The sequence below is a fragment of the Providencia sp. PROV076 genome, from assembly GCF_028483405.1.
GTDB classification, from domain to species: Bacteria; Pseudomonadota; Gammaproteobacteria; order Enterobacterales; family Enterobacteriaceae; genus Providencia; species Providencia huaxiensis.
Genome location: NZ_JAMPRR010000001.1, coordinates 35,617 through 53,151 on the forward strand (window position 1 = coordinate 35,617; position 17,535 = coordinate 53,151).

Here is a 17,535-nt window from a genome sequence, read left to right on the forward strand (position 1 = left end):
ATAGACGCTTTTTGATTAGATAAAAAAGCCCTATTTAAAGAATGGTTTTTATTGTTTCACATACTTCTTATATCTCTCTTGCGGTTAGTTATTTGCATTTTGTGCTACGCAAGGCTCAAAATGAACAAGCCAATCCCCTCTCATCACCTATCCTACAAACAACTTCAACTTTCGAATCTATCGTTAGCTAGTTGGCAGAAAATGCGGTGGCTGTTACCATACGTCTTATCGATGTAAAAAATGGTATTCAACCTCCATTTTCAAACCCTCTTATTTAGCATGTCATTAAGCACTAATGGCATGAATGGACTGGACTCATGGCTATTATTATCAAAACTGAAGAAGATATTCAGAAAATGCGCGTTGCTGGTCGCTTAGCAGCTGAAGTATTAGAAATGATTGCACCGCACGTTGTGCCGGGTGTTAGTACAGGTGAATTAGACCGCCTATGTCATCAACACATTGTTGATGTGCAGAAAGCTATCCCTGCATGCTTGGATTACCACGGTTTTCCTAAATCTGTTTGTATTTCTGTCAATGATGTTATCTGCCACGGCATTCCTAGCGACGATAAGATTTTAAAAGATGGCGATATTGTCAATATTGATGTCACCGTCATTAAAGAGGGTTTCCATGGCGATACCTCCAAAATGTTTATCGTAGGTAAACCGACGATTCAAGGTGAACGCCTTTGCCAAGTCACTTTAGACAGCTTGTATCTAGCAATCCGTATGGTTAAACCGGGTATTCGCTTACGTACTCTGGGCAAAGCTATTCAAGAATTTGTCGAAAAACAAGATTTCTCGGTTGTACGTGAATATTGCGGCCACGGCATTGGACAAGGTTTCCATGAAGAGCCACAAGTTCTGCACTATGACGCTGATGACAGTGGCGTAGTCCTGCAAAAAGGGATGACTTTTACCATTGAGCCAATGGTCAACACAGGTGATCACCGCATTCGTACCATGAAAGATGGCTGGACAGTTAAAACCAAAGACCGCGGTTGGTCAGCACAATATGAGCACACATTAGTCGTAACGGATAACGGCTGTGAAATCCTCACTCTACGTAAAGAAGAAGAACCATTTATCTCTGCCGTATTAGTCAACGAATAATCTTCTCCTTAGAGCCTTCTTAATCGAAGGCTCTACCTCTGTTCATTTTTATCAAAAAACCGTAAGCTGGTAGCTATTCCCCTATTGCTATCAATACGGAAAGATAAAGATGACTGTAAATTCAGCTTCCTACCTATCTCCGAATCAATTTAGTACTCATGACCTTGAGTTGAATTCATTAAGACAACATGTCGATGATTTCGATCAGTGGTTGGAAGAGGCTTTCAACCAAGGTAAAAATGTTGCCGACCTTATTCACTTACGTAGTGATTACCTTGACGAATTGCTGACAAGATTATGGCAATCTTTTAAATTTGATAAGCAACCCGATATGTCATTGATCGCCGTTGGGGGTTATGGTCGCCATGAACTGCATCCACTTTCTGACATCGATATTTTAGTCTTAAGTAAAACCCCCCTTCCAGAACGCATCGCCAGCGAAATTGGGCAATTTATCACGCTATTGTGGGATTTACGGTTTGATATCGGCCACAGTGTCCGTTCGCTTGCTGAATGTATTGAAGCTGGAAATGCCGACCTAACCACCGCAACTAACCTCATTGAATCACGGTTAATTTGTGGTGATGTCACCCTGTTTTTACAATTACAAAAAACCATTTTTAGCGATGACTTTTGGCCCTCTGCCCTCTTTTTTGCTGCAAAAATTGAAGAACAACAAGAACGTCATCAACGCTACCATAGTACCAGCTACAATTTAGAGCCCGATATTAAAAGTAGCCCTGGAGGATTGCGAGATATCCATACCTTACTGTGGGTCGGCCGGCGCCATTTTGGTGCAACCACCGTCGATGAAATGGTGGGTTTTGGCTTTCTCACTGAAGAAGAGCGCCAAGAACTCAAAGAGTGCTTAATGTTTTTATGGAAAATTCGCTTTGCACTCCATTTAGTGGTGAAACGCCATGATAATCGCCTGCTATTTGACCGCCAATTTAGCGTAGCTCGGTTACTAGGTTATGAAGGCGAAAAGAACCAACCCGTTGAACGGATGATGAAAGATTTCTATCGCGTCACTCGTCGAGTGAGGGAACTCAATCAAATGCTATTACAGCTATTTGATGAGGCCATTTTGACACTTAATCCTAACGAAAAACCTCGCCCTATTGATTCATTATTCCAATTACGCGGGTCATTGATTGATGTCATTGATGAAGAGTTATTTATTAAGCAGCCAGCTGCTATTTTAAAAATGTTTTATCAAATGGCTAGATATCCAAATATTACAGGGATCTATTCCACCACATTGCGTCAGCTTCGTTATGCACGGCGTAACCTTTCGGTGCCATTATGCGAAATCCCTGAAGCCCGAAAACTATTTATCAAAATTCTACGCCACCCCAGAGCAATCAAAGGGGCTTTTGTTCCCATGCACCTTCATAGTGTATTAAGTGCCTACACACCGCTATGGGGCAATATCGTCGGGCAAATGCAATTCGACCTATTTCATGCATATACCGTTGATGAACACACTATTCGCGTGCTGCAAAAAATTGATAGCTTTACATTAGAAGAAAATCGTCGTGACCATCCACTGTGTGTCAGTGTTTACCCCAAATTATTACAACCCGAACTTTTACGATTAGCTGCGATTTTCCACGATATTGCTAAAGGCCGCTCAGGGGATCACTCTGATCTCGGCTCTGAGTTTGTTTATGATTTCGCCTTACTGCATGATTTTTCTGTCAAAGAAGCTGAATTAGCTTCCTGGTTGGTAAAAAATCACTTATTAATGTCAGTGACAGCTCAACGACGTGACATTCAAGACCCTGATATTATCAAGCAATTTGCAGGAGAAGTTAAAACTGTTTCACGGCTTAACTACTTGATGTGTTTAACGGTTGCGGATATTTGTGCCACAAATAGCACGCTGTGGAATAGCTGGAAACAAAGTTTAATTCGTGAGCTATTTTTATCAACAGAACACCAATTAAATCAAGGCATGCAAAGTACCCCTGACTTACGCGAACGCATTCGTCATCACCGTTATCAAGCTTTATCATTACTGCGCCAATCATCAATTGATGAAGAGAAACTGCAAAGCTTATGGTCTCGCTGCCATGCGGATTATTTTTTACGTCATACCCCATCCCAATTAGCATGGCATGCTAAGCACTTACTAGCCCATAACTTAAGCCAGCCTTTAGTGTTAATTAGCACGCAGCCTAAACATGGCGGAACAGAAATTTTTATTTGGTGCCATGATAAACCCCATTTATTTGCAGCTGTCGCTGGCGAATTGGATCGCAGAAATTTAAGCATTCACAGTGCTCAAATTTTCACCAACAAAGACAATATGGCCATGGATACCTTCGTCGTACTGGAACCTAACGGTAGCCCTCTATCCAAAGACAGATACGACCATATCCGAAAAATGTTGTTATTAGCCGTTCAGCAACCTGAAATTTCACTGCCTAAGCCACGTACTCTGCCGTCAAAGTTACGTCACTTTACTGTGCCAACAAAAGTTAATTTCCTACATTCCACTAACGAACGTCGCACTTATATGGAGCTATTTGCCTTGGATCAACCAGGTTTATTGGCTCGCATCGGTCATATTTTTGCTCAAATGGAAATTTCTCTGTATGGCGCACGCATCACCACAATTGGCGAAAAAGTGGAAGATTTCTTTGTTTTAGCTGATAAGGAACACAAAGCGTTGACTAAAAATATGCAACAAGAGTTATCAGAAAGGTTGACAGAAGCCCTAAAATCGAAGGATAAAATATAGCGTTCATCACATTTTCATGGTGAACGTTCACTTTTATATCATTCAAGAGGAAAATACAATCAATGCAGCATTTACAAGCGATCATTGAACAAGCGTTCGAAGAACGAGCTAATATCACACCAAATACCGTATCAAGTTCGGTAAAACAAGCCGTGTTAGATACCATTGCATTACTCGACAGCGGAAAATTGCGTGTCGCTGAAAAAATTGCCGGTGTTTGGGTTACCCATCAATGGCTGAAAAAAGCAGTTTTGTTATCATTTCGCATTCAAGATAACCAAGTCATTGACGGTGCAGAAAGCCGTTATTTCGATAAAGTCCCAATGAAATTCGCAGATTATGACCAAGCTCGCTTCGAGAAAGAAGGTTTCCGAGTTGTTCCTCCTGCCGCGGTTCGTAAAGGTGCTTATATCGCTAAAAATAGCGTATTAATGCCGTCATATGTCAATATTGGTGCTTACGTCGATGAAGGCACAATGGTAGATACATGGGCAACCGTTGGCTCCTGTGCCCAGATTGGTAAAAACGTGCATTTATCTGGTGGCGTAGGGATCGGTGGTGTACTAGAGCCATTACAAGCCAACCCAACGATTATTGAAGACAATTGCTTTATTGGAGCTCGTTCTGAAGTGGTCGAAGGGGTGATTGTTGAAGAAGGCTCCGTCATTTCAATGGGTGTTTATTTAGGACAAAGCACCAAAATCTATGACCGTGAAACAGGTGAAATTCATTACGGCCGAGTCCCTGCAGGTTCCGTGGTTGTTTCAGGTAATTTGCCATCAAAAGATGGTCGTTATAGCCTGTATTGCGCCGTCATTGTCAAGAAAGTCGATGAGAAAACCCGCGGTAAAGTAGGCATTAATGAATTATTAAGAACGATTGATGAGTAATTAAACGTTTAAAACTTCATGCCAAACCTATTACTGGTTTTTATAATAAGCTTTATAGTGAGCCACTGTAATTAGGTTAAAAAACCAAAGCTATCCCGAATCGCATACCCCCGTATGCAACTCGGGTGGCCATATCAGTGTTACCTTTTAATATTAGCGCATTAATTGCAAAGAGAAGTTTGTCAATTTCTACAAATCGCGCATAATATGTCCGTGGCTTTTGCCGTTTACCTCTAATAAAACTGTATTATTTTATTTTTCATTATAATGATGCTGTTTGTGTAATAACATCATTCTATCTATCACCCAAACGAATGGGATAGATAACTTATTAACGAGAAATAGACCGATATTGTTACGGCCTGCTCACACTATCACTTTGTTCACCGACTCTGTCTCTACAGTAAAGCGAGCTAACATGTACGATAATTTGAAAAGTTTAGGCATCAGTAACCCTCAAGACATCGACCGCTACACCTTGCGCCAAGAAGCGAATAATGACATTTTAAAAATTTATTTTCGCAAAGATAAAGGTGAGTTTTTTGCTAAAAGTGTAAAATTCAAATATCCACGCCAGCGTAAAACTATTGCTGACGGTAATAATAATTTCAAAGAAATTAATGAAATTAACACTAACCTGCGTTATGCCATCGAAGAACTAGACCAAATTTGCCAAACAGATCAAACTGATATTGATTTAAAACACAAAATTCTTGATGACTTACGCCATCTTGAACACGTGGTTTCAAATAAGATCGCAGAAATTGAAGCGGATCTAGAAAAATTGACCCGTAAATAATTTACAGGTGAAATGATTAATTTACTGCGCCGTAGCACTGCCAATATTTATCATTAATATAGGTAATACTACGGTGCAGACATTTAGAGCAGCCCCGCCCACGCTTCAACCCAAGGCTTAGCAAACTCCTCTGGAACATCCACCTCAATTGCATCAATAAATAAAATATCACCAATACGGGTCGCTGATTGTTCAGATAACAGCTCATCAAAACGAATACCAGCCCCACAAAAACTTTCATAACTGCTATCACCTAAAGCAATTAGGCCATAACGTAAATCAGGTTGATAACCGACAACATCTTTGATTTCACTATATAACGGAGCGATGGTGTCCGGTAAATCCCCTTGCCCTGTCGATGAGGTAACAATAAGTGCAATTTCATTACCTGAATTATAAAGTTGCCAATCGTTCAAGGTGGGCTCATCAAAAACAACCACTTCATGCCCTTGCTGCTCTAAAATTTCTTGTGCTGTTTCTGCAACAGCTAAAGAGTTACCGTAGACAGTTCCAACAAAAATGCCTATTTTTGACATAACTTTCCCTCTATTTTATCGTTAACTTGATGAGTTAATAACGTTTATCCCTAGTTTTTCAACTCTGCCTGACCATCCAAATTGCTCAATTAATGACAACCATTGTGTATCCCATGTGGCAACCAACGATATATTTTCTTTTGTTATTGGGTGGTTTAAATTTAATAAGCTGGCATGTAGCATCAGGCGAGACACTGAAAAATGCGTATTCACACCTCTATTTTGGCGTAAGTCTCCATGCTTGCTATCACCAATAATAGGGTGACGAAGGTGAGACATATGCCTTCTCAATTGATGTTTACGGCCAGTTTCAGGTTTTAATTCAACTAAACTAAATCTTGATGTTTCATACCGCCCAATACCAATGGGACATTCAACTGTCGCTATCGGTTTACAGTGGGTAACACACTCCTGCAAAACAGGCTCACGTGATGCATGTTTATCCGCAATTTTATCTAACTCTTCTAATAGCGGATAATCGATGGTTTGCTCTTCGGTTAAATAACCACGAACAACAGCGTGATACACTTTTTCTAACTGATGGTTTTCAAATTGAGCCGATAACAGCCTTGCAACCTCACTCGATAATGCAAAAAGCAATATACCTGATGTTGGCCTATCGAGACGATGAATGGGATAAACATACTGGCCAATTTGGTCCCGTAATGTTTGCATCACAAAGACGGTTTCTTTACTGTCTAGCCAACTGCGATGCACTAGCATCCCTGCGGGCTTATTCACTGCGACCATATACTCGTCGTGATAAATAATTTCCAACATCAATAAATTACCCACGGGTCTTCGTTGAGAAAAATCCATCTAATTCACGCAAATAATTAATAATTAGCGTGTATTGTTCTTCTTCATCATGTTTATAAGCTTCTTCAAAATAAGGAGCAACCGCAAAATTAGTTGGCAGCGTAGCGCCTTGCTCAATTAACATTTGCAGGCGGGGGATCAAAATCCACTGTAACCACTCTATCGCCTCCATCGTGTCTATACAAAAAGGCTCTACACTGTTAAAAGCATCTGGCAAAGGCGGTTGTTCCCCCCAAAGAGATTTTAATTTCATTTCCTCTTCTAAGTGACGAAGTTTCTCAATGATACGTTGTTCAATATTCATACTTAAACTCATTTAGTGATGACAATGGCAAATATACGGTATTTTCTATCACAATTCTGTCGAATAAATGGGGTTAAAAATGAGTAAATACAAGTTTATTCATTTTTCTTATCTATAGTTATTATCACCACCATTAATCTGACAACTCACTTAATAAGATTTGTTTATATTTCGTTGCAGATAACACATGTAAAATTAAATGTTTTATCAATTTAGAACTTACAAAATAATTAACAACAAAATGGTTTATTTATGGGACGACTAAAACAGTGGCGCAAGGAAAGTAAAGTTTGGAAAGCCTTAAACTCTAAGTATTTTGAATTAAAAAGAAAAATACGCATTTCAAAGCTACCTTCGTCACAATATCAGCAGTATCAATTTATGTGTCAAAACTACCGTAGCGCTCAGTTTTCTTCAGTTATTGAAGGCGTTCCTCACTTCATTGAGCGCCCAATCAATAAGTACCTACATAAAAGCTGGAATGGAAAACAAAAATTATTAACTGCCAGCTATACGCTCAATTTAATTGAAAACACATTTACACCCGAAGCTATTGAGACAATGTTCTGTACAAAGCGCGAAGGGCTTCTTGTGGCAAACATTGAATTAAAATCAGGGGAATTTGCTCAGTTAACGTTGATTTATTCTCAATATCCTCGGGAAGGTGACCTCACTTTACACTTGAGAAATGAAACGGGTGACGATATTTATTTAATGAGTTTTTCCTTTGGCCCTGAAGGACAATTGTACGTGTGCTCTTTGCAAGGCCCTTCCACTGAACAAAGTGTCGACCAAGTTAGGTTGATAACTAAGCAAATGCACGGAATGAGGCCCAAAAACCTATTAATGTCCGCGGTTTATGCAGTAGCAACCTTCTTTCAGGTAAAATCAATATTAGGGATTTCAAACCAGTGCCATATTAAGAGCCAGCATTTGAAATCAAGCTACGATACGTTTTGGCAAGAATGTAGTGCGACGAAAACACCTGATGGTTGGTTCCAATTACCTATTCAAGAACCTGTACGAGATATAGAGTCAGTGAAAAGCCAGCGTCGTGCTGAATTTCGCCGCCGAGAAGCACTTCGCGATACCATGACCCAAGATATTATTGCCTCGTTAACCGAAAATTCGATTAAAGCAGAGCATTGATTTTTAATCAATTAAAGTATCTTTGATACTTTTTTCACCACTCTACTGCAATAAACGCATAACTAAAAAAGCCAGTCAACCGAAGCTGACTGGCTCATACTTTAAAATTTACGCATCCTGCAAATGACTTCCCGTCACTCAACATCCTGTTGATTAAAACAAATTTATAGATCCGTCACCTAGTCGCGTTCCATCGCCTTGTTTTAAACAATTTTCACACCTTACACTAAGCAGTAAGGTATAAAAAGCTAAACGAGTTTACCCTGTCCAGCGAGATAAGAATGCATTAAATGTATTAATGAAACAACCTAGCAAAATAAACAATAACATAGTGAAAACACATACAAATCACAAACCAGATAGTAACGCCATGAAATTAAAAGTTAAATAATTATCATTACAATATAAAGAACATTTTTTAAGAAATGACTTAGCTCAATTGTAGGCATTTACTTACACAAACCCACTTAAAAACACTTACCCCTGAGGTTCAATGACAACCACGAGTTCATCGAGAAAATTTGTTAAATTCGAAGAAAGTACACGCCTTTGCTGACTACCAAATTTTTCTAATATAATTTCTCCCGTGAGATTACACATTGAAATCATTTCAATCTCTGATTCTAAAGTCGCAATAAACAGCGTGGGTGATAGCTTTAAACGCTTCTGAGTAACTAAATGACCAATTAAATTTTCTTGCAAACGGATGAAGTCATCTTCATTCCATACCTGCACTAAACTCAGCGTAATATCACGAAATGTGGCTTTCATATCACCAGCAAGCTGTGTCGTATAAAAAGCATGGATATCACCTTGCAAATTTATCTCCAATGCTGCCGCGACTTTGTCTAAGCTCGCATCCTTTATTGGAAATGGCTGAGGTTCCCAATAAACCCAGTTTTCACCTGTACGGACAATACATGGAGATGGAACACCATATAAGTCTGTTGAAGCAGGAGGCAAACCCGTTTGTTGGTGCCATTGCGAAATATATTTCTGCGTAAAATTTTGTAGTGCGACAGAGTGTGATGTATTCATAGTTATGTGTTTTCTGTAGCCTATTTAAAGAGAAAGGCGTCAATGTGGTAGATAAATGGTATTATGACAGAAGTTTGCAAATGAAGAAAATATCCCAATTTTTACCTGTTAGCCTCATTTTAAGTTTATGAAGTATAAGGACCCCTATGTCACACTACCAAAATAATCCCGCACTTAATAATTTAACACTTGGGAAGAAAACGGCTTACCATGACCAGTATGATGCCACATTATTGCAAGCCGTCCCTCGTAGTTTAAATCGTGACCCTTTAGCTATTCACGCTAAAGCACTTCCGTTTCACGGTGCCGATATTTGGACAATGTATGAGCTTTCATGGCTAAATCAGCGTGGGGTTCCTCAGGTAGCAATAGGTTCGGTTAGTGTTGATGCTAATAGCGAAAATTTAATTGAATCAAAAAGTTTTAAGCTTTATCTAAACAGTTTTAACCAAACACGTTTTGAAACTTGGGAAAATGTGCGAAGCGCTTTGCAAAATGATTTAAGCCACTGTGCTAATGGCCAAGTAAGCGTTACACTTCATAAATTAGCCCATTTTTCTCATCAACCTATCCAGCCATTACTTGGCGAATGTATTGATGAGCAAGAAATTGATATTGATAATTATGAGTTTAATCGAGACTATTTGGCGAATTGTACTCAGCAACAGGTTGTCGACGAAACGTTAGTGAGCCATTTATTAAAATCAAACTGCTTAATTACCAATCAACCTGACTGGGGCTCTGTGCAGATCCACTATCGTGGGCCCAAAATTGATCGCGAAGCCTTATTACGTTATTTAGTTTCATTTCGCCATCATAATGAATTTCATGAACAATGCGTTGAACGCATTTTCACTGATATTATGCAATTGTGTAAACCTGAAAAATTAAGTGTTTACGCACGCTATACTCGCCGTGGAGGGCTTGATATAAACCCATGGCGTAGTAATGAAGAATTTAAGCCTGAATTAGGTCGTTTATCACGGCAATAAATGTATACAGTTGAAAAATAAATGTAATTAATACATTTACAGTACAATCACATATCAAGAACCCATTGGGTAAAGGAGTACTACTTGATTACTCATATCAGTCCATTAGGATCTATGGATCTACTCTCTCAACTTGAAGTTGACATGCTAAAACGCACGGCCAGTAGCGATTTGTACCAATTATTTAGGAATTGCTCTTTAGCCGTTTTGCATTCAGGCAGCTTAACCGATAGCAGTAAAGAGCTTTTAGAAAAAAGTAAAGATTTTGATATCAATGTATTACGCCGTGAGCGTGGCGTTAAGCTTGAACTTATCGAGCCACCAGAAAAAGCCTTCGTTGATGGCAAAATCATCCGCACCTTACAAGCAAACCTGTTTGCTGTATTACGTGACATTTTATTCGTACATGCGCAAATTACGCATGCCAAAGAGCGATTCAATCTAGACCTCGAAAATGGCACACACATCACTAATATGATTTTCTCCATCTTACGTAATGCTCGCGCACTGCATATTGATGAAGACCCAAGTATGATTGTTTGCTGGGGCGGCCACTCAATTAATGAAATTGAATACCTATATGGTCGTAAGGTCGGTAACGAACTTGGCTTACGTGAACTCAATATCTGTACAGGCTGTGGTCCTGGAGCTATGGAAGCACCAATGAAAGGTGCCGCTGTTGGCCACGCCCAACAACAATACAAAAATAGCCGTTTTATTGGCTTAACTGAACCTTCAATTATTGCGGCTGAGCCACCAAATCCATTAGTGAACGAGCTCATCATTATGCCTGATATCGAAAAACGTTTAGAGGCATTCGTTCGATTAGGTCATGGGATTATAATCTTCCCAGGTGGTGTCGGTACTGCTGAAGAGTTGCTTTATTTACTTGGCATTTTGATGGATCCGGCTAACAGTGAACAAGTTCTGCCATTAATTTTAACGGGTCCAAAAGAAAGTGCAGAATACTTTGAAGTATTAGACGATTTTATTCGTCACACTTTAGGTGATGAAGCCAGTAAGCACTACCAAATTATTATTGATGATGCACCAGAAGTTGCTCGTGTGATGAAACGTAGCATGCCACAAGTTAAAGAAAATCGCCGTAGCACTGGTGATGCCTATAGCTTCAACTGGTCGATCAAAATTGCTCACGATTTACAGCATCCATTCGAACCAACCCATGAGAATATGGCATCACTGAACCTACACCCAGGACAAGCGCCTGAAAAATTAGCTTCAGATTTACGTCGTGCTTTCTCAGGTATTGTCGCTGGTAACGTGAAAGAAGTTGGTATGAAAGCCATCGAAAAACATGGCCCATTCAAAATTCACGGTGATAGTGAGCTAATGAAGCGTATGGATGTGTTATTACAAGGCTTCGTTGAACAACATCGTATGAAATTACCTGGTGGTACAGCATACGAACCTTGCTATGAAATCGTGAAATAAATAATGATGGCGTATTTATGATCCATTTATTAATTATTGATGCATTAAACTTAATACGCCGGATCCACGCGGTGCAAGGAAGCCCGTGTGGAGAAACTTGTTTATCTGCAATAGCACAGTTGATCACCCATACAGACGCCACACACATTGTTGCAGTGTTTGATGAAGAAGGTCGTCATCAAAGCTGGCGTCATGAAAAACTGCCTGATTATAAAGCTGGCCGGCAACCGATGCCTGAAGATTTGCATGCCGAACTCCCTGCATTAATCGCTTTATTTAAAGAAAAAGGAATTCACTGCTGGCAGTCTGAAGGGGATGAAGCTGATGACTTAGCCGCAACCTTAGCAACACGCATTGCGGGCTCAGGGCACACGGTTACCATCGTATCCACAGATAAAGGTTATTGCCAACTACTTTCCCCTAACTTAAGAATTCGCGACTATTTTCAAAAGCGCTGGCTTGATATCCCTTTTATCGAAAAGGAATTTGGTGTTTCTCCTGAGCAACTTCCTGATTATTGGGGACTCGCAGGGATCAGTAGCAGTAAGGTTCCTGGGGTTGCAGGTATTGGCCCCAAAAGTGCTACAACCCTATTGCAGCAATACCATTCTATTGAAAATATATTTGCTAATTTAGATAAACTTGAAGATAAGTGGCAGAAAAAACTCATCAATCAACAGGAAATTGCATTGATTTGTCGAGATATCGCGACTTTAAGAACCGATATCGCGCTACAAGGAAATTTGAATCAGCTGCGTTATATAACCAACTAATATAAAAAAAGGCCACTTTATTAATTAGTGGCCTTCTCATTGACTGATTTTATGGATTAATAATACTCGCGTGCCATTGGATTTGCCGACCATATCCTCATCACGTGCACAGTCACTTCTTCACGGTCATGATAAAGCTGCTTCGCTTGAATCAACACATTAATGCCTTGCTCTTTGAGCTGTGTTTTCATCTTTTCTAAGATATGTGAAACTTCTTCATAGCGCTTTTTCATCGGCAATTTTAAGTTGAAAATGGCTTCTCGGCACCAACCTTGTGCAAGCCAATCCGTCATTAACGCAGCAACTTTAGCGGGTTTTTCAACCATATCACAGACTAACCACGTAATGTTGTGGGAAGTAGGCTTAAATTTAAACCCATCTTCACGGTGATGCTTAACTTGCCCTGTATCCATAAGGCTTTCTGCCATTGGGCCGTTATCTACAGCATCCACCATCATACTGCGTTTTACCAATTGATAAGTCCATCCACCTGGACATGCACCAAGGTCGACTGCTTTCATCCCGCTCGCTAGACGCTCTTCCCACTCTTCATAAGGAATGAAGACATGGAAAGCTTCCTCAAGTTTTAAGGTTGAACGACTCGGAGCATCCGATGGGAATTTTAATCTTGGGATCCCCATATAGAAGTTCGAACTATTATTAGTATATGAATACCCGGTATAACAACAACCTGGGGCTATAAAAAATACATGAATAACAGGCCGCTTAAAGTTTTCGAGTGGCAATAAGATTTTTTCTTTACGTAATGCATTACGTAAAGGTACCGTAAACTTGCGGCAAAATTTCAGCAGCTCTTTCGACTCGTTGGTATCAGCAACTTCAACACGGATATCACCTGCCCGCGCAACTTGCTGACTCAATGCATTTACAATCGGAGTAATACGGTCTTCAGGCGGTAAGTCCTTAAGTAAATCCCCTATTACAATCATTTGACGAGCAAAAATTAATTCTCGAAAAGGCAACGTCCGTGCGAGTGTGTCTGCATCTTCTGCTTGATAGCACTCAAAAATAACATAACCACTGTTTTCTTTTACGCGAGCAAAACCATAAATCTCTTTTTGCCCTGCTTTATCTGTAATCTCTGCTGCACATTCTTTTTCAAAGCCTGGACGGCAATATAGTGCAATTTTATTACTCATTGCGTGACGCCGATTTCCTTAGACGCATAGCGCCAATAACCACTAACAGCCAACCAATTAGGAAACATACACCACCTATTGGCGTAAAATAAGAGAAGTATTTTACCTGCAATAGTGCCATACAATAAAGGCTACCGCTAAAAAGAAGTATCCCAACAGAGAAAAACACACCTGACCAATAGAACCATAGGATAATTTTACGTAATAAAATTGCCCCGAGCACCATCAGTGCTACAGTATGCAACATTTGATAACGCAGTCCTATTTCAATCCAGTCCATTTGATGGACACTCATAATTGACGATAACGCATGTGAACCAATAGCCCCAAAAGCAACAGTAAAGAAGCCACTAATTCCAGCAAAAATTAACATCAAACGACTATTCACAGTAACACCTTTTATTTAAATACTTGATTACTGAATAAGCGCCACATCTTGGTCACCCGTAATAAAGCCTAATTTCTCTTGTTCACTTGCTGCCTGCCCAAGGATCCATTGGCGAAATGCAGCTATTTTGCCTAAATCTGCCTGATTTTCTTGGCAAACTAGGTAGAATGCGTTTTTACTAACTAACACCTCACTAAAAGGGCAAACTAAGCGCCCAGCGTCAATTTCATTTTTGGCCATCACATTATTCGTTAATGCAACCCCCTGACCATGAACAGCAGCTTGAATAACCATAGCACTATGACTAAAAATGGGACCTTGCTGTACATTGACTACATTTTGTAACTCTAGTTGCTTAACATATGCCTGCCAGTCTCTTCGTGAAGAATCGTGAAGTAACGTATGTTTTGCTAGATCTTCAGGAACTTTTAGTTGGCTATCCCCAGTTAATAAAGATGGCGAACACACAGGCATTAAATATTCAGCATAAAGCCTATCTGTTCTTAATCCAGGCCAATTACCTTTACCGTAGAAAATAGCGACATCAACGTCATCAGCCAATTTATCTTCTTCTCTATCTACAGCCTGGATCCGCACATCAATGCCTGGATAGGCTTGATTGAAGCCTGAAAGCCTTGGTACCAGCCATTGAATTGCAAAGCTTGGGGATAAACTCACTGTTAATGCCCCCTTCGCGCTTCTTGCTTGTAACTTACGCGTCGCCTCATTCAAAGAAGAAAAAATTTCTTTAATATCAAGGTAATAACTTTGTCCTTCTTCTGTCAACAACAATGAGCGATTGCGCCGACGAAATAATTTCAACCCAAGGAAATCCTCCAAACTTTTCATCTGGTGGCTAACGGCCGCTTGAGTAACAAATAATTCTTCTGCTGCCTTAGTAAAACTTAAATGACGAGCTGCAGCGTCAAAGACTCTCAGTGCATTTAGGGGCGGTAATCTTTTAGACATAATCACTTCTACTTGGCATCTTGTTATGCATTAGTTTTTTTCATCCGAAGCATTATAATTTGTCCCTTGAGGATACGCTAGTAAATACCTATAGTATGCACACTTCCTAAGCCGGAACGAAAAGTTACAGAGTTTAGTTACTTTGAAACTTTTGGCTTTGTGGTTGTGATGTTGTGTTTGCAAGTTGTCTGGTTGAACCAGACCTTTGTAGCTTTAGCTACTGTTTTTTCACTTCCTGTACATTTACCCTGTCTGTCCATAGTGATTTTATATAGTGCACCGCCAACGCGCGGTGCTTTTTTTTACTCTTTTTTTAATGCTATTTCGGTATTTACTTAAGCAATTTAACTTAATAAATACAAATATCTATAGATAAATACAAGTGTACCGAAAAAACTTTCAGTAAGATATTTAAGATAAATCTTGAAAATTATTCACTAAGTACTTAAAAAAATAAATTTATAAACAAAAGGCGTTGCATTGCAATGCAAAACACTGAATCATCTTGAAACCACATCTGGAAGAATTGCTAACAATTAATACCAAACGTAACAGAATATTTCAATGATTAGATTGAAAAATGATAAGTTTAAATTAATCAGAAAATAACTATAAATGTACTAATAAATGTACAATCAACTAATACAGCACTCAGTAAAATCAAAACACATTGAAATTTTGACTAAAAAGAAAATACTCATGGATCATTTTAGCGCTACCACATTTCGCCTCGCCTTCCCAGCGATAGACTCGCCAACACTATTTTTTGATAGTGCGGCCACGGCACTGAAGCCTATTGCCATGATCAATGCATCAAATGACTATTATCGCTTGTCAGGCAGTTCCGTATACCGAGGTCAGTCACCTGAATCACTAAAATTAACACGTGATTATGAGCAGGGGCGAATTCGTGCCGCAAAATATATTCATGCTTCAAATGAAAAAAATATTATTTGGACACGCGGGACAACAGAATCAATTAATTTAATTGCACAAGGTTATTTTCGCTCAACATTACAACCTGACGATGAAATTATTGTTAGTGAAATAGAACATCATTCAAATTTATTACCATGGATTATGCTTTCGCAACAAACAGGTGCCAAAATTATAAAATGGCCAGTTGAAAAAAACCTGACGTTAAGCCTTGATGTACTCAAATCTAAATTATCTGAAAAAACGAAAGTTATCGCTATCACACAAATGTCCAATGTAACTGGGTATCAACCAGATATACAGACAGTAACTCAACTTGCTCACCAAGTAGGAGCTCTCGTCGTTGTTGATGGCGCACAAGGTGTCGTTCATAGCCCTATTAATGTCAGTGAGCTGAATGTCGATTTCTATGTATTTTCAGCACATAAGTTATATGGACCCACAGGGCTTGGGGTTTGCTATGCCAAAACAGAACTTTTAGAGCAAATGACCCCTTGGCATGGTGGCGGTAAGATGTTGACTCACGTCACATTTGATAATTTTACGCTTGCTCCTATTCCCCAACGATTCGAAGCAGGAACACCGAATATTGCTGGTGTAATTGCCTTTTCAGCTGTTCTAGAGTGGCTGGAAGAGATAAATTTAACACTAGCAGAAACATATACTTGCTCATTAACCGAATATGCAGCTAAAAAACTATCGGCACTTCCCGGCTTTATTAGCTATAGTGTGCCTCATTCTCCTTTGCTATCATTTAACTTCAAAGATGTTCATCATAGTGATCTGGGAGCCCTCTTGACCGAGCAAAATATTGCACTACGCTATGGTCAACACTGCACCCAACCATTAATGGATGCATTAAATGTAAGTGGCTGCTTGCGCGTCTCAATGATGCCTTACAACAACCTGCAAGATGTCGATAAATTTATTGACGCAGTCACCGTTTCACTTTCTATACTCAATGAATAAATCAATAAAGGAAGCCTAATGACTTCGACTAACCATGAACTTGCTCCGCACCCATTCGGTACAGAGATTAAAATTCAAGAAATAGTTGAACAGTTTTCCACACATAAAGCATGGGAAGATAAATATCGTTTATTAATTCAATTTGCGAGAAAGCTGCCTGTATTGTCTGATGATGAAAAACTGCAAACTCAAGAAGTTAAAGGCTGTGAAAACCGAGTTTGGATCGGAGCACGGCTCAATGATAATGAAACATTTCATTTTTATGGGGATAGTGAAGGCCGGGTAGTAAAAGGGTTATTTGCTATTTTATTAGCCGCGGTAGAGCAAAAAACAGCAAAAGAGATCATGGAAATTGATTTTGACCACTTATTAGCTCAAACCGGCTTACCTTCGCAACTCAGCGAGTCTCGCCAAAATGGTATTCAATCACTCATTACTGCAATTCAAAATATTGCCAATGAAATGACACCTGCGTAATTCATTAAATGAGGCTATCTATC

The 17,535-nt window shown here is 39.5% G+C and carries 17 protein-coding genes; 10 read left to right on the plus strand and 7 right to left on the minus strand.

Annotated features, from left to right (window positions below):
• The first annotated feature begins 317 nt into the window (after positions 1 to 317).
• The 4 genes from map (at position 318) to PSF67_RS00190 (ending at position 5,550) form a co-directional block, all read left to right on the plus strand.
• Positions 318 to 1,115 (plus strand): type I methionyl aminopeptidase, encoded by a 798-nt coding sequence (gene map / locus PSF67_RS00175; RefSeq protein WP_166264459.1) that lies wholly within the window; start codon positions 318 to 320, stop codon positions 1,113 to 1,115.
• A 109-nt stretch (positions 1,116 to 1,224) separates the two neighbouring features.
• The gene (glnD, locus tag PSF67_RS00180; protein ID WP_272676317.1) at positions 1,225 to 3,861 is read left to right on the plus strand and encodes a bifunctional uridylyltransferase/uridylyl-removing protein GlnD; all 2,637 of its coding nucleotides are present in this window, start codon (positions 1,225 to 1,227) and stop codon (positions 3,859 to 3,861) included.
• Positions 3,862 to 3,923: 62 nt separating this feature from the next.
• Positions 3,924 to 4,751 carry a 2,3,4,5-tetrahydropyridine-2,6-dicarboxylate N-succinyltransferase gene (dapD, locus tag PSF67_RS00185; RefSeq protein WP_102139940.1) on the plus strand — a complete coding sequence of 276 codons (828 nt, stop codon included), beginning with the start codon at positions 3,924 to 3,926 and terminating at the stop codon, positions 4,749 to 4,751.
• A gap of 418 nt (positions 4,752 to 5,169) precedes the next feature.
• Entirely contained in the window at positions 5,170 to 5,550 is a 381-nt protein-coding gene (locus PSF67_RS00190) for a DUF3461 family protein (RefSeq protein ID WP_004908747.1), read from the plus strand.
• An 83-nt stretch (positions 5,551 to 5,633) separates the two neighbouring features.
• Here the strand turns inward: PSF67_RS00190 and PSF67_RS00195 are convergent, their stop codons facing one another.
• Genes PSF67_RS00195 through PSF67_RS00205 form a run of 3 tightly spaced genes read right to left on the minus strand, consistent with a single transcriptional unit; the run spans position 5,634 to position 7,209 of the window.
• On the minus strand, positions 5,634 to 6,086 hold the full coding sequence (locus PSF67_RS00195) for a flavodoxin (RefSeq protein ID WP_102139941.1): 453 nt from the start codon (positions 6,084 to 6,086) through the stop codon (positions 5,634 to 5,636).
• 21 nt (positions 6,087 to 6,107) lie between these two features.
• Positions 6,108 to 6,866, minus strand: a complete 759-nt coding sequence (gene truC, locus PSF67_RS00200; protein WP_195697661.1) for a tRNA pseudouridine(65) synthase TruC — start codon at positions 6,864 to 6,866, stop codon at positions 6,108 to 6,110.
• A 7-nt stretch (positions 6,867 to 6,873) separates the two neighbouring features.
• Positions 6,874 to 7,209 carry a YqcC family protein gene (locus tag PSF67_RS00205; protein ID WP_102139942.1) on the minus strand — a complete coding sequence of 112 codons (336 nt, stop codon included), beginning with the start codon at positions 7,207 to 7,209 and terminating at the stop codon, positions 6,874 to 6,876.
• 252 nt (positions 7,210 to 7,461) lie between these two features.
• Between PSF67_RS00205 and PSF67_RS00210 the strand changes: the two genes are divergently transcribed.
• Positions 7,462 to 8,358: a DUF535 family protein gene (locus PSF67_RS00210; protein ID WP_210848164.1), complete on the plus strand. Its 897-nt coding sequence runs from the start codon at positions 7,462 to 7,464 to the stop codon at positions 8,356 to 8,358.
• 477 nt (positions 8,359 to 8,835) lie between these two features.
• Here PSF67_RS00210 and syd read toward each other — a convergent pair whose 3' ends face one another.
• Positions 8,836 to 9,396 carry a SecY-interacting protein gene (gene syd, locus PSF67_RS00215; protein WP_102139944.1) on the minus strand — a complete coding sequence of 187 codons (561 nt, stop codon included), beginning with the start codon at positions 9,394 to 9,396 and terminating at the stop codon, positions 8,836 to 8,838.
• Between the two features lie 146 nt (positions 9,397 to 9,542).
• Between syd and queF the strand changes: the two genes are divergently transcribed.
• The 3 genes from queF to xni all read left to right on the plus strand — a co-directional run bounded on the left by queF (position 9,543) and on the right by xni (position 12,613).
• Positions 9,543 to 10,388: an NADPH-dependent 7-cyano-7-deazaguanine reductase QueF gene (gene queF, locus PSF67_RS00220; RefSeq protein ID WP_102139945.1), complete on the plus strand. Its 846-nt coding sequence runs from the start codon at positions 9,543 to 9,545 to the stop codon at positions 10,386 to 10,388.
• 84 nt (positions 10,389 to 10,472) lie between these two features.
• Positions 10,473 to 11,840 carry a nucleotide 5'-monophosphate nucleosidase PpnN gene (gene ppnN, locus PSF67_RS00225; protein ID WP_102139946.1) on the plus strand — a complete coding sequence of 456 codons (1,368 nt, stop codon included), beginning with the start codon at positions 10,473 to 10,475 and terminating at the stop codon, positions 11,838 to 11,840.
• Positions 11,841 to 11,857: 17 nt separating this feature from the next.
• Positions 11,858 to 12,613: a flap endonuclease Xni gene (gene xni, locus PSF67_RS00230; RefSeq protein WP_102139947.1), complete on the plus strand. Its 756-nt coding sequence runs from the start codon at positions 11,858 to 11,860 to the stop codon at positions 12,611 to 12,613.
• Positions 12,614 to 12,669: 56 nt separating this feature from the next.
• Here xni and rlmM read toward each other — a convergent pair whose 3' ends face one another.
• Genes rlmM through PSF67_RS00245 form a run of 3 tightly spaced genes read right to left on the minus strand, consistent with a single transcriptional unit; the run spans position 12,670 to position 15,130 of the window.
• On the minus strand, positions 12,670 to 13,773 hold the full coding sequence (gene rlmM, locus PSF67_RS00235; protein WP_102139948.1) for a 23S rRNA (cytidine(2498)-2'-O)-methyltransferase RlmM: 1,104 nt from the start codon (positions 13,771 to 13,773) through the stop codon (positions 12,670 to 12,672).
• Positions 13,766 to 14,161, minus strand: a complete 396-nt coding sequence (locus tag PSF67_RS00240; protein ID WP_004908716.1) for a DUF423 domain-containing protein — start codon at positions 14,159 to 14,161, stop codon at positions 13,766 to 13,768. The genes rlmM and PSF67_RS00240 overlap by 8 nt, the downstream gene beginning before the upstream one ends.
• A 27-nt stretch (positions 14,162 to 14,188) precedes the next feature.
• Positions 14,189 to 15,130 (minus strand): transcriptional regulator GcvA, encoded by a 942-nt coding sequence (locus PSF67_RS00245; protein WP_102139949.1) that lies wholly within the window; start codon positions 15,128 to 15,130, stop codon positions 14,189 to 14,191.
• Between the two features lie 699 nt (positions 15,131 to 15,829).
• Between PSF67_RS00245 and csdA the strand changes: the two genes are divergently transcribed.
• A complete protein-coding gene (csdA, locus tag PSF67_RS00250) occupies positions 15,830 to 17,035 on the plus strand; it encodes a cysteine desulfurase CsdA (protein ID WP_272676320.1) in 1,206 nt (401 codons plus the stop codon).
• A gap of 18 nt (positions 17,036 to 17,053) precedes the next feature.
• Positions 17,054 to 17,512 carry a cysteine desulfurase sulfur acceptor subunit CsdE gene (gene csdE / locus PSF67_RS00255; protein ID WP_206275836.1) on the plus strand — a complete coding sequence of 153 codons (459 nt, stop codon included), beginning with the start codon at positions 17,054 to 17,056 and terminating at the stop codon, positions 17,510 to 17,512.
• The last annotated feature ends 23 nt before the right edge of the window (positions 17,513 to 17,535 follow it).